Source organism: Neorhizobium puerariae (assembly GCF_042429745.1).
GTDB lineage: Bacteria > Pseudomonadota > Alphaproteobacteria > Rhizobiales > Rhizobiaceae > Neorhizobium > Neorhizobium puerariae.
Genome location: NZ_JBHMAA010000010.1, coordinates 25846 through 39091, shown reverse-complemented (window position 1 = coordinate 39091; position 13246 = coordinate 25846). Strand labels below are relative to the sequence as shown.

Sequence of the window (13246 nt, the reverse complement as noted above, 5' to 3'; positions counted from 1 at the left end):
GGCCGATGCCAAGTGGGATGTGATATTATTAGGTACGATCAGATCATACAGGAGGGTTTCATGGCTCGTAGTTTCACGCTCGGAGATCACTTCGACAAATTCGTGGATACGCAGCTCCAGACCGGCCGTTTCAACAACGCCAGCGAGGTTATTCGTGCCGGATTGCGGCTGCTGGAGGAACAGGCGGAAGAACGGCAATTACGTGTCGAGGAAATTCGACGTTCCATCGAGGAAAGCCGTGCCGGTGGTAAGACAATTCCGGCGGACAAGGTATTCGATGCGCTGGAGGCCCGCATGAAGGGCATGGCCGGCTGACGTGGTATCCCGTTCCCTTCATTTTGCAGCCCTTGCCGAGCAGGATCTAACCGAAATCGCTCTTTACATCGCTGCCGATAATCCGGCGCGTGCATTGTCATTTCACGGCGGAGTTGCGTGCTCATTGCAAGACGATTGCCGATATCCGGAAATCTATCGCTTACGTGAGGAATATGGCCAGGGCGTGCGTGTTGCCGTTCATGGGCGTTACCTGATTTTCTACGCCGAACGCGAACCGGGCATTGTGGTGATCGAGCGAATCTTGCACGGCGCGCGGCATCTGGACTGGATTGAGCTTTAACCCCGCCAGCGAAAATCGCCTGTCTTTGTAGGTCGGAGCGCGAAGAGCGATAAAAGCTTCTTGAAATCTAGCCCACCGTGCATCCTCTATTTCTCCCGCCAATGTTCGCGGGAGAAACCTTGTCTGCTACCAAGATCCTTTGGGGTCCAATCCTGACCGTCCTGTTCATTGTGCTCGCCTCCATCTGGAGCGCGACGCAATGGACCGCGTGGCAGCTTGGCTTTCAACCCCAACTGGGTGAGCCTTGGTTCGAGATCAACGGTATGCCGGTCTATCCACCACCGGCGATTATCTGGTGGTGGTTCTTCTATGACGCCTATGCGCCGGACGTCTTCATGACGGGCGGGATCATCGCGGCGTCCGGCGGTTTCATGGCCATTGTCGTTGCCATCAGCATGTCCGTATGGCGGGCGCGAGAGGCCAAGAATCTCGCCACCTACGGTTCGGCCAGATGGGCGAGCGAACAGGAAATCCGCGACGCTGGCTTGCTCGGTCCGGATGGCGTGGTACTCGGCCGCTATAGCGGCGAATATCTCCGTCATGGCGGTGTCGAGCACATACTTTGTTTTGCCCCGACGCGATCCGGCAAAGGGGTTGGCCTTGTCGTGCCGACGCTGCTGACATGGCCGGGAAGCTGCATCGTTCACGACATCAAGGGCGAGAATTGGGAACTGACGGCCGGCTGGCGTTCCCGCTTCGGCCGCGTCCTGCTGTTCGATCCCACCAATCCCGATTCCGCAGCCTATAACCCCCTGCTGGAGGTGCGCCGGGGTGATGCGGAAGTTCGCGACGTCCAGAACATCGCCGATATTCTCGTTGATCCCGAAGGCATGCTTGAGCGCCGCTCACATTGGGAAAAGACCTCTCATTCGCTGCTGGTCGGCGCGATCCTGCATGTTCTTTATGCGGAGCAGGACAAGACCTTGGCCGGTGTCGCATCCTTCCTCTCCGACCCGAAGCGGCCGATCGAATCCACCTTGCGGGCGATGATGCTGACCAACCATCTTGGCGCGGCCGGCCCGCACCCGGTTGTCGCCTCGGCGGCGCGCGAACTGCTGAACAAGAGCGAGAACGAAAGGAGCGGCGTGCTCTCCACAGCCATGTCGTTCCTCGGGCTTTACCGTGATCCTGTCGCGGCGAAAGTCACCTCCCGCTGCGACTGGCGCATTGCCGATCTTGTCTCATCCGACAAACCGGTCACGCTCTACCTCGTCGTGCCGCCATCCGATATCAGCCGAACCAAGCCGCTCATCCGTCTGGTGCTCAACCAGATCGGGCGCAGATTGACGGAAGACCTGCATGCGAAGGATCGCCGCCATCGCATATTGATGATGCTCGACGAGTTTCCCGCCTTGGGGCGGCTGGACTTCTTCGAATCTGCTCTCGCCTTCATGGCAGGCTATGGAATCCGCGCATTCCTCATCACCCAGAGCCTCAATCAAGTGGAAAAGGCATATGGGGCGAACAACAGCATTCTCGACAATTGCCACATCCGCGTCGCCTTCTCCACGAATGACGAGCGGACGGCCAAACGGCTGAGCGACGCTCTCGGCACCGCTACCGAAATGCGGGCCATGAAGAACTATGCCGGCCACCGGCTTTCGCCCTGGCTGGGGCATCTGATGGTGTCACGGCAGGAGACGGCCCGCGCGCTTCTGACACCGGGAGAAGTCATGCAGCTTCCGCCGACCGACGAAATCGTGCTCGTGTCCGGCCTGTTTCCGATCAGGGCGAAAAAAGCGCGGTATTTCGAGGACAAGAGGCTGTCGGAGCGCATCCTTCCACCGCCCGCGGTTTCTCCAGCCCGGCGAGCCGGTAGCGGTTCCGATGATTGGGCCGGGCGTGTGGCTGCTGCGCCACCCGAACCGCCTGTGCCGTCCGACGGTGCGGCGCTGTTGGCTTCACTGGATGAGAGCGACACGGCCAATTCTGGCATTCGCAAGGAGCCGGAATTGCCGGAGCATGAGGACGTCGACACCGCTCGGTCCAAGGAGCCGGCCAATGAATTTGAACTGCCGGAGGACGATCCCGACGACGAGGGAATACGTGCCCGCGCATTGCGTCGTCAGATGCTCGGCGTGGCGCGTCAGGTTTCGCTCGATCCGAACGATGGACTGGAGTTGTAAAACGCCATGAAAGAACAGCTTTCCATATACCTGGAACCTGATCTCCTCCGCGCCGTGATTGCCTACGCTGATCGGCACAAGGTTTCGAAATCGGTCGTCGCCGAGGCAGCTATAGCATCCTTCCTGTCACCTGACACGGCGGAGCGGCAGGAGGCGGCCATCACCCGCCGCCTCGATCGGCTGACCCGCCAGCTACAACGTTGCGAGCGCGACATTGGAATTTCCGTTGAGACGATGGCGCTTTTTGTTCGCTTCTGGCTGTTCTCCACGCCGGCGCTTCCAGAGGCCTCGCAGGCAGCCGCCCGGGCCAAGGGGCTGGAGCGTTACGAAGGCTTTGTCGAGGCGCTCGGTCGGCGTGTTGCCAAGGGCAACTCCTTCTTACGAGAGGTGTCTGAAGATCGGGGTGAAGCTATCGAGAAAAGTTCAGATTGAAAAGTGAACGAATTCACGTCAAGTCGGGTTCGTTGCCACGGGCCATTTTGGCATCGGCATTGAGAGCGTGCTGGCCGGTATCGCTGGTGTGCCGATGCGACGTCCCAAAAAAGAAGCCATTGAAACAAGATGATTTCTAGTTATAAACATGATAAAAATAATCCACTTTAATTTAATGTCGTACGTTGTCCTCAAATTCAATTCCGTCGTTTCCGCCATCAGGAATGAAATTTGCAAGATGGTGATGCGGCGTATCAGTTGGCCGTTTCATGGATCATCAACAATATGAGGATTGGCAATCTCTGTATGTCGATCAGCGAAAGTCGCTGATCGACTATGCCGCCAGACTAGCGGGCAGCCGTGACGTTGCCGAGGACATCGTACAGGAAGCTTTTACACTCTGCCTTGCCCGGCAGGACCGCGACTATCAAATCACCAAAGCGTTTCTGTTCACAATAGTCCGGAACCTTTCGCATAATCGCCGCCGTCACCTCATCGTCCACCGAAAGACCGATCAGCAAGACTATCCGTGGTGGGCGAGGTATCAGACGACTGAATCACCTGAGTTGCAGGTGATGATCGTCGATCAGGCGAAGATGGCCGCTCAGGCCATCAGCGAACTCCCTCCGAAGATCCGCATGGCGGTCGAACTCTATCGTTTCGATGGTGCTACCCTTCACGAAATAGCCGCACGCCTTGGCACTTCAATCGCAACAGCGCACCGACTGCTGAAGGAAGGCATGGAGATCATCTGGGAAAGAATGGGTTTTGATGAGTAAAGAGAGATTTTTCGGCTTAACGGTGAGATCGGTGAAAAATCCTCCCGCCTCAGGTGTTTTCTACATTAGAGGGCTTCAAAAATGCCTTCAGCCAACAAGGGAACGGAAGTGCTCCTCCGATGACGTCTGACCATCTTGAAGACGAGGCACGCGCCCTCAAACAAGAGGCGTTTGACTGGTTGATCCGCCTGAATGAAGCGGTGGAAACCCCAGGTCTGCGGAAAGAATTCGAAACCTGGCTCTACCAGTCCGCCGAACATGGTCGCACTTGGGAGAAAGCCTGTCGCATGTGGTCGTCAATGGGCACAGCGACGGCTTTCTATGAGCGTAGCAACGTTCCTGCACAGCGCAGATCCAGGGGGCGTTTCCTTCGGCCTCGGCGTGTGTTCGCGGCGGCTGCTGGAATAGCGATGGTCTTCTGTCTGGCATACGTGACCCTGCCTTCACTCTTGCTCCGTTATGAGGCGGACTATCAAACTGACGTGGCCGAGACCCAGAACATTGTCCTGGAAGACGGCAGCACCGTCACCCTCGGACCCGCGAGCGCAATCGCATCCGATTTCTCGTTTGGCTCCAGAAGTGTGCGCCTGCTCGAAGGCGAGGCCTTTTTTGATGTGGTCCACGATGCATCGCGGCCATTTCACGTCGTATCGCGCGACCTTGATGTCGAGGTTCTTGGCACCGCCTTTGATGTACGCGTGAGCGAAGAAGGCACAGACATTGGCCTTGAGCGCGGTTCCGTCCAGGCCAGCGGCTCCGTGGCCGGCAAAGAGATCAACGAGAGACTTTCTCCCGGCGATCTGGTGACAGTGAATCGAAACGACGGCACGTTGACCCGGGAGAAGTTGTCGTTGGCCGACATCGGGGCGTGGCGCAATGGCAGGCTGATCGTCGTGGATGCGACGATTGGCTCGACTATCGAGCAGATCCGACGTTATCACCCCTCCTGGATTGCAGTTCCGGATACGGGACTGGCTGAGCGAAAGGTCTCTGGCGTGTTCAACCTCGCAGATCCGGACAAGGCACTCGTCGCATTGGTCGCCCCGCACGGGGGTCACGTACGTAAATTGTCTGGTCTGGCTCGCATCGTAACCGGCTTTTGAAGAATCTTTTCTGAAATTGTCAACTTTTTTCCAGCCAGCCTGAAAAATCCGCTTCTGACGCGTGTTTACACTATTGAAGGCACCTAGAGGGTGGTGCCGCAAAAGGGACACCGCGTATTATGACATGCAGGGCAGTTAAAAGAAAAAAGGACAAGCAGGGGAAAGGGCAGGCAGCATTTCTTTTATTGAGCACCAGCGTCTTCCCGTTTGTGGGTGCAACCACCCACGTCGTTGCTCAGACAACACCCACGGAACAATCCGTAAGCCGGGATGGTGTTCGTACATTCAACATATTGGCGCAGCCGCTTCGTGACGGTATTTCTGAATTCAATCGCCAGTCCGGCGTGCAGGTGTCGCAAGCTTCCGGAACCATATCGCCGGCAATCAGGACGAATGCTGTTACCGGTCAGTTTACGCCGCAGGAAGCCCTCAGACGTATGCTCAGCGGTACTGGTGTATCTTACCGGTTCATCAGCAGCGATTCAGCAGTCATCGGCGGTGTAGCGCAATCGGCCAGCGGCGTGACGGGCGAAGACGCAACAACACTCGATCCCATCATCATCACCGCCGGACGGAAGGCCGCTTCGGGGTCGGGGTTCCAGGGAACGCCGGATTGGGTCTATCAGGAACCTTCCAGCGTCAGCGTAATCTCGCGGCAGGCAATCCAGAATGCACCTGTTCGGAACACGCGCGACCTGCTGGACAACGTGGCAGGCGTCTACGCCAACCGCTCCGAAGCCCAGAACCCCGGCATAGCCGTCAACATTCGCGGCCTTCAGGACCAGAACCGTGTCGTTACCATGATCGACGGCGCGAGACAAAATTTTCAGCGCAGCGGTCACGGCGCCACGCAGCGCACCTATGTCGATACTGCTTTCATCCGCGAGATCGATGTCGAAAAGAGCGGCACGTCAGGCGTTGGCGGCGCCGGTGCACTCGGCGGCTCTGTCAATTTCCGCACTGTCGAAGCCGATGACATCATCACCGGTGACAAAAAATGGGGGGTAGAACTCAATGCCGGGACGGGCACGAATGAGTTCACCTTTGACGGTTCTGGCATCGCTGCTTTCAGGCTTTCGGACAGTTTCTCGATACTGGGCGGCGTAGCCCATAAGAAAGTCGGTGAATATGAAATCGGCAAGAACGGTGAACTCACTCTCAACGATCTGACTGTGGATAATGGATCGGTGCTTTCCACTGGCCAGGAAGTGCTGGCGACCATCCTCAAGGCGGAAGCCGAATTCACGGACGACCTCAAAGGATCGCTTGCCTGGATTCGGAACGATTCCGAATTTTCTCACGGTTCCTACGATACCGATGGTCTGGTTATCACGAAGAACACGCAAGACGTTCTCAACAACACCATCACTGCCAATCTCAACTGGGATCCCGACAGCGACCTGATCAATCTGAACGCGCGGCTCTGGTACAACCATACCCGGAACAAGGAGGTTCGCGGTGCTTCGACGGTTACGAACTATCTGGATTGGCCGGTAGACTACAGTCTCGGCACGGTGGGCGTCAGCCTCGACAATACAAGCACAGTCGACATGGCTCTTGGCGCTCTGTCATTGAATTATGGCGTCGAAGCATTTTGGGACCGGGGAAAGACTGAAGCGGATACATTTTATGCCAGTGACGGAACCGATCTGACTGCATCCTTCACCGGCGCGACCCCTTCAGGAAATCGCGACGTCTACAGCGCCTTTGCGAATGCAACGCTGGAACATGAGGACTGGCTCGTCGTTTCAGGCGGTCTTCGTTACGACTACTACAAGCTACACGGCAATACGTCAGTCTTTGGCCTGGAGAACGTCAATCAGCCAGTCTGGGGATGCATAAGATACCGTTTCGGGCGTTGCGTCAGCGAAGGCTGGATAGATCAACTGGTCACTACCTATCCCGAAACGGTTCTCGACGTCGACAATTCGCAAGGCGAATTCCTGCCAACGGCGATGGTTGCCTTCAAGCCGTATGATTGGCTTCAGCCTTTCGTAAAATATTCCCGCAGCATGCGACCGCCAAGCATTATGGAAACCTTCTTCACCGGCGGGCATCCGGGCGCCACTATTATCCAATACGCGCCCAACCCCGATCTTGTGGCCGAGGTCGGGGACACCTTCGAGATTGGTGCCAACATTACCCAGAACGGTCTCTTCACAGCGCGCGACAGTTTTCGCTTTAAGGCGGTCGGTTTCTATCGCCAGATCGACAATTATATTTCGATGGGGACTGTTGTCCGTCCGGAAACGGGCCGCGAGCACACCGCATACGTTAACGTCGACGGCACGACCCGAATGAAGGGTATCGAGCTGGAAGCTAATTATGATGCCGGGCCTTGGTATGCTGGCATTTCCTATACCCATCTCAAGACCGACTTCGGGGACTCATACACCTATGACGGGACGGCCTATGAGGTATCGCCCTCAGTCATTTTTGTACCGCCTCGCAACAAGATCACCGTTGATGCAGGCGTGCGGCTGTTCGAGGAGAAGTTGGTTCTTGGCGGGCGCATCAGCCATGTCGGTGGAACCTCGCCAAACATAGGGCTGCTCACGGCTAGCTATGTGTCTGAGGATTACACGCTCTACGATCTCTACGGATCATACGCCTTCAACGAAAACACCAAGTTGCGTGTTGCCGTCACCAATTTGACGGATGTCGCCTACGTACCGGCACTCGGGACCACCAGTTATCCGGGGCCTGGTCGGACTGTGACGGCATCTCTGAATTTCAAATTCTGACAGTTTTCCGTGGCCGTTGAGGCTGCGGATCCGAGGTCCGCAATGGTGCGGACATATGAAGCAAGGAAGGAAACGAAAATGGCAGTAGGAATCGACGTACCGGCCGGCGTCACCGATTGGGTCAGCTACCTGACGACGACGTGGCTCAGCGCCTACGAGTATCGTGGAAACGGCTTCTTCAACTCGTCGAGCCCCTATACGCAGTGGGCAGCAGGCGACCTGACCAACTCCGCCGAAAGCGGTGTGATCCTGAACGGAAGTTTCACCTATGCTCCTCCGGGCGGCTTCTCAGGCACGCTCAGCAGCCTGGAATTTGGATCAAACCTTTCCGGCAGCGCCAGTGCTGGTTACGACCTCAGTGAGGTCCTGACACTTGACCTGAGCGGCGCGACCGCAACGACCGCATTCACCTATGCGATCTATTACCTGTCAACTCAGGCCAACCTTTCCTATCTGTGGACCTACCTCAGCGAGCAGGGCACCACGCAGGAGGGCAACAACGGTGCAGCCGATACGCTCTACAGTTTCTCCGGAAACGATACGCTGACCGGCGGAACGGGGGCCGACACCTTCGTCTTCGACGCAGACTACGTCGGCGTGACAGGCGATTGGGGCACCGACACGATCACCGATTTCACGGATGGGGTCGACCAAATCAAGTTCGTGGACCTGTGGTTGGATTATTCCGACTTCTCCAGCGATACCAGCGTCACCGTGTCGGGCAACGTGATCACTTACGTCGATAGCTCGACCTCGACGACGAACACGATTACCCTCACTGGCTTCGCTGGTACGCTCGACTCCAGCGATTTCATCTTCGCGTAATCTCGCCATGATGAACCCTTCCAAGGTTCGGGCACCGTCGCAGCGCCAAGCTGCGGCGGTCGTCTTCCCTCTCCAGAAAAGCGTGGCGGGTATCGCCATGATCAGCGGCGTGGTCAACGTTCTCGCGCTGACTTCTCCTCTGTTCATGCTGCAGGTCTATGATCGCGTATTGTCCAGCGGCAGCATTCCGACGCTCGTCGGGCTGGCGATGCTGGCAGCCGGGCTTTATACCTTTCAAGCGATTCTGGACATTATTCGCGCCCGCATATTGCTGCGCATAGGTGAGCGTTTCGACGGCCGGTTTTCCAGCCGCGTCTATGAAGCCGTGATGCGCATTCCTCTCCTCACGCGCATGCAGGGTGACGGTCTCCAACCGTTGCGCGACCTCGACAATGTGCGCAGCTTCCTCGGCAGCAGCGGCCCGACCGCATTTTTCGATCTGCCGTGGATGCCGCTCTATCTGGCCATCTGCTTTCTTTTCCATTTCTGGATCGGCATGACTGCACTGGTCGGTGCGATCGCCCTCGTTTCATTGACGATCCTGACCAATGCCTTGTCACAAAAGCCGATCCGCGACACCATTACCAGTAACATGACGCGCAACGGGCTGATGGAAGCCGGGCGGCGCAATGCGGAAGTTGTCGCGGCCATGGGCATCGAAAGGCGGATCGCCACCCACTGGCAGAAGGCCAATGCCGACTATCTCGCCGCCAACCGTAAGGCGGGAGACGTCGTGGGCGGTCTCGGCTCGGTTTCCAAGGCGCTGCGCATGATGCTTCAATCGGTCATCCTCGGCGTCGGTGCGTATCTCGTCATCGAACAGGAAGTGACCGCCGGCGTGATGATCGCCAGCTCGATCATGATGGGCCGCGCGCTCGCCCCTGTGGATCTCGCTATCGGAAGCTGGAAGCCTTTCCTTATGGCGCGGCAGAGCTGGAGCCGCCTGAAGGCGCTTCTTGAGAAGATTCCCGAAGTCATGCCGGTCATGGCTCTGCCGGAACCGAAACGGGACTTGCGCGCCGAAGGTCTGACCATCATTCCGCCTGGAGAAAGCAAGCCGACTGTACTGGGCGTCAGTTTCGCCGTGCAGGCCGGTAGCGCACTTGGTGTTATCGGCCCCTCCGGTTCCGGTAAATCGACCCTTTCGCGTGTCCTTGTCGGCGCCTGGTCGCCGGTCGCCGGCAAGGTGCGACTCGACGGTGCCAGCTTCGACCAATGGGATAGGGAAGCGCTCGGCCGCCATGTCGGCTATCTGCCGCAGGGCGTCGAGCTGTTCGACGGCACGATCAGCCAAAACATCGCGCGCTTCGAAGACGATCCCGATCCCGAGAAGATCGTCGCAGCGGCTCAGGCTGCCGGAGCGCATGAACTGATCCTGCGTTTCGAGAAAGGCTACGAAACGCTGATTGGCGAGGCCGGCTCCGCGCTTTCGGCCGGGCAACGCCAGCGCATCGGTCTCGCCCGCGCACTTTACGGCAATCCCTTCATCGTCGTCCTCGATGAGCCGAACGCTAATCTCGACGCAGAGGGCGAGGCGGCCGTCGTTCGCGCCATCGCCTCGGTGCGCGAACGCGGCGGCATCGTGATCGTCGTTGCGCATCGTCCCAGCGCCATCGGCGCCGTCGACCATGTGCTGATGATGGAAAGCGGTCGCCAGAAAGCATTCGGACCGAAGGGCGAAATTCTCTCCAAGGTGCTCAAACCCGCCGGGCAACCTGCCGCGGCCAGAGGCTATCCAGTCACCGGCTTCGGTCTGACGCCGTTGCGGGTCGTCGCCAATCCGGCACAACAGGAGACCGATTCCGGAGATGATGAAACAACGGAGGAACCCGATGTCAGACATTGACAACGTTCACGATGTTTCCCGTTCGATCCGCCGGCATATGATCGCTGGTCTTCTGACGAGTGTCGTACTCGTGGCAAGCGTCGGTGGCTGGGCCGCAGCGACCAATCTGGCCGGCGCTGTCGTCGCCAGTGGCACCTTTGTCGTCGATACTTACGTCAAGAAGGTCCAGCATCCGAGCGGCGGCGTTGTTGGACAAATCCTTGTCCGCGAAGGCGACACGGTAAATGCCGGCGATATCGTCATGCGGCTCGACGCCACCCAAACGCGAAGCAACCTCGCGATCGTCACCAAGCGGCTTGATGAACTGGGCGCCCGGCTGGCGCGGCTGGAAGCCGAGCGCGACGATCACGACGCGATCAGCTTTCCCGACTGGCTGCTGGCGCGCCGTGACATTCCAGATGTGGCCTCCGCGATCCACAGCGAAACGCGTCTGTTCGAATTCCGCAAGCAATCACGGGAAGGCAAGAAGGCGCAGCTTGCCGAACGTATCAGCCAATATGAACACGAGATTGAAGGGCTCAAGGCCCAGGAGGATGCCTATCAGAGTGGGATAGAGGTCTTTGAGAAGGAAATCGCTGCCCTTAGCGGATTGCGTGCGCAGGGGATCGTATCGGATCAGAGGCTGAACAGCCTGAAAACGCAGCTTGCGACCTATGGCGGCGAGCGAGGCGAGAAAATCGCCTATCAGGCGCAGGCGGCCGGCCGCATCACCGAGACGAAGCTGCAGATCCTTCAGGTTGACCAGGATCTGAAAACCGAGGTTGGCAAGGAACTGCGTGAAATCCAGGCGCAGATCGGTGAATATGTCGAGCGCAAGGTGGCGGCTGAGGACGAACTGAAGCGCATCGATATTATCGCGCCGCAGTCGGGCGTCGTGCATCAGCTCACCGTGCACACGGTTGGCGGCGTCGTCTCGCCCGCCGATCCGATCATGCTGATCGTGCCGGAAGGAGACGACCTGGCGCTGGAAGTGCAGATCGCGCCGAAAGATATCGACCAGATCCACCTTGGCCAGAAAGCCGTGCTGCGGATGTCGGCCTTCAATACACGCGTCACGCCGGAGCTGAACGGTTATGTCAGCAGAATCGCTGCCGATCTCACCACCGACGAGCGAACAGGGATGGATTATTACCTTGCCCGCATCGCAACCCCCGCAGAGGAATTGCCGAAGCTCGGCGGGCTGACGCTGGTGCCCGGCATGCCGGCCGAAGCGATGATCCAGACCGGCGAGCGCACCGCGCTTTCCTACCTCGTGAAACCGCTCTCCGACCAGATCAACCGGGCGTTCCGGGAAGAATGACCATATGCATACGAAAAGGAATGAAATGACGATTGCTGAACTCGAAAGGCTTCAGGAAAATGAGGCAAGCCGCACGAAGCGCCTGAAGGCCGCGACACGGACAGCCCATGAGCGGATCGACAACCGCATTATGGCCGCTGCGCCCTTCGCAGACAAACAGCGGTATAGCCGTTTCCTCACGATGCAATATGCCTTTCATCGGGATCTCGACGCTCTGTTCTTCGACATACGGCTGGATGCCCTCCTGCCCGATCTCGCCGGCCGACGTAGGCTGGAACTGATCGAACGGGACTTCGCCGATCTTGGCCTTTCCGTTCCGCAGATCAGTGCAACGCCGCATTTCAGCAAGGAGCGGACCATCGATATCGCCGAAGCTCTGGGCTGGCTCTATGTGATCGAGGGATCGAATCTTGGCGCGGCCTTTCTTCTCAAAGATGCTGCCAAGCTTGGGCTACATGAGGATTTCGGAGCACGGCACCTCGCCGGCGCTCGGGAAGGCCGTGGTCTGCATTGGCGAACATTCACCGCCGCTCTCGACAGCATCGATCTGACCGGGGAGCAGGAGCAAAATGCAGTCGGCGGTGCCGAAGCAGCGTTCCGCCGTGTTCACCAGATTGCAAAAGAGGTTTTCGCATGAGCGCATATTTCGCAGCTTCGAACGGTGACTGTCTGGACGAACATCGCTCACCGACCGGAAAATAACCGCTCGCCGAATAAGCAACCTTGCTGCCGGCCTGTCGGCGAAGCGTGAATCGTGTGCAGCGTAAAAGGAGGAAATCCCGATGACAGAACATTTTCCCGCATCGTCTTCTCTACTGGCCACAACCACGGCCTTGCCGCACAATGACGTCCTTCCTGCTCCGTCTTCCATGAAAGATGACCGCCAGCAGTTTCAGGAATGGGAACTGCGAAGCGTAGACGGACGCAACGGCCGGAAATTATGGATGGTGCGGTTCGAGCGCAGCCAGAAACAACTTCGTTATGCAAAACTGGTGATCGAACTGAATTGGACTGCTGACGACCAGATGTTCGGCGTTCTGATCATGCCCTTTGGCCTCAAGCAATCTGAAGGCGTCCGCCTCCAGTTGGATGACGGCCCCTTGACCATGAGGATTCCCTTTACGACAAATGGTCCCGCCGGCGGCATCGTGAAGCTTGACCTCCAGCCCGAGGCGCTCAAGCAATTGCGCGAGGCCCACCGTCTCAAAATTCTCGCCCATCCGGCGGCTGGCAAGCGGCAGCTTCTGTTCTCCGTTCCGCTCGACGGCTTCGTTGCAGCGAGTGACCGGCTGAAGGAAATCAATCAGCAGAATTGAAGGGGCGTCACATCGCGGTCTGTAAGCATTTACCGGCCGCGATTGCGCCTGCTCACGACAGCAAACAGACAGGAAAGCACGGTGAAGCATCGATCATCACTCCAGTTTCACCGATGTCCGGGTCTCCGGCTTACCGGATCAACCTTGAGGACATAAATC

12 protein-coding genes are annotated in these 13246 nt (G+C 57.9%); all 12 read left to right on the top strand.

The window, feature by feature from the left end; genetic code table 11:
- Positions 1-60: 60 nt before the first annotated feature.
- The 12 genes from ACFFP0_RS08530 (at position 61) to ACFFP0_RS08475 (ending at position 13087) form a co-directional block, all read left to right on the top strand.
- Entirely contained in the window at positions 61-315 is a 255-nt protein-coding gene (locus ACFFP0_RS08530; RefSeq protein ID WP_377259000.1) for a type II toxin-antitoxin system ParD family antitoxin, read from the top strand.
- Position 316: 1 nt separating this feature from the next.
- Entirely contained in the window at positions 317-616 is a 300-nt protein-coding gene (locus ACFFP0_RS08525; protein WP_377258997.1) for a type II toxin-antitoxin system RelE/ParE family toxin, read from the top strand.
- Positions 617-735: 119 nt separating this feature from the next.
- Positions 736-2742: a conjugal transfer protein TraG gene (locus ACFFP0_RS08520; RefSeq protein WP_377258994.1), complete on the top strand. Its 2007-nt coding sequence runs from the start codon at positions 736-738 to the stop codon at positions 2740-2742.
- Between the two features lie 6 nt (positions 2743-2748).
- Positions 2749-3174: a CopG family transcriptional regulator gene (locus tag ACFFP0_RS08515; protein WP_377258991.1), complete on the top strand. Its 426-nt coding sequence runs from the start codon at positions 2749-2751 to the stop codon at positions 3172-3174.
- A 269-nt stretch (positions 3175-3443) separates the two neighbouring features.
- Positions 3444-3953 (top strand): RNA polymerase sigma factor, encoded by a 510-nt coding sequence (locus ACFFP0_RS08510; RefSeq protein ID WP_377258989.1) that lies wholly within the window; start codon positions 3444-3446, stop codon positions 3951-3953.
- Positions 3954-4072: 119 nt separating this feature from the next.
- Positions 4073-5056 carry a FecR family protein gene (locus ACFFP0_RS08505; RefSeq protein WP_377258986.1) on the top strand — a complete coding sequence of 328 codons (984 nt, stop codon included), beginning with the start codon at positions 4073-4075 and terminating at the stop codon, positions 5054-5056.
- Between the two features lie 119 nt (positions 5057-5175).
- Positions 5176-7800 (top strand): TonB-dependent receptor, encoded by a 2625-nt coding sequence (locus ACFFP0_RS08500; protein WP_377258983.1) that lies wholly within the window; start codon positions 5176-5178, stop codon positions 7798-7800.
- 78 nt (positions 7801-7878) lie between these two features.
- Positions 7879-8625 carry a M10 family metallopeptidase C-terminal domain-containing protein gene (locus tag ACFFP0_RS08495; protein ID WP_377258980.1) on the top strand — a complete coding sequence of 249 codons (747 nt, stop codon included), beginning with the start codon at positions 7879-7881 and terminating at the stop codon, positions 8623-8625.
- Between the two features lie 10 nt (positions 8626-8635).
- A complete protein-coding gene (locus ACFFP0_RS08490) occupies positions 8636-10471 on the top strand; it encodes a type I secretion system permease/ATPase (RefSeq protein ID WP_377259114.1) in 1836 nt (611 codons plus the stop codon).
- The gene (locus ACFFP0_RS08485; RefSeq protein ID WP_377258977.1) at positions 10458-11771 is read left to right on the top strand and encodes an HlyD family type I secretion periplasmic adaptor subunit; all 1314 of its coding nucleotides are present in this window, start codon (positions 10458-10460) and stop codon (positions 11769-11771) included. Before ACFFP0_RS08490 ends, ACFFP0_RS08485 begins: the two co-directional genes overlap by 14 nt.
- Positions 11772-11796: 25 nt before the next feature.
- On the top strand, positions 11797-12408 hold the full coding sequence (locus ACFFP0_RS08480) for a biliverdin-producing heme oxygenase (RefSeq protein WP_377258974.1): 612 nt from the start codon (positions 11797-11799) through the stop codon (positions 12406-12408).
- A gap of 145 nt (positions 12409-12553) precedes the next feature.
- Positions 12554-13087 (top strand): invasion associated locus B family protein, encoded by a 534-nt coding sequence (locus ACFFP0_RS08475; RefSeq protein WP_377258971.1) that lies wholly within the window; start codon positions 12554-12556, stop codon positions 13085-13087.
- Positions 13088-13246: the final 159 nt, after the last annotated feature.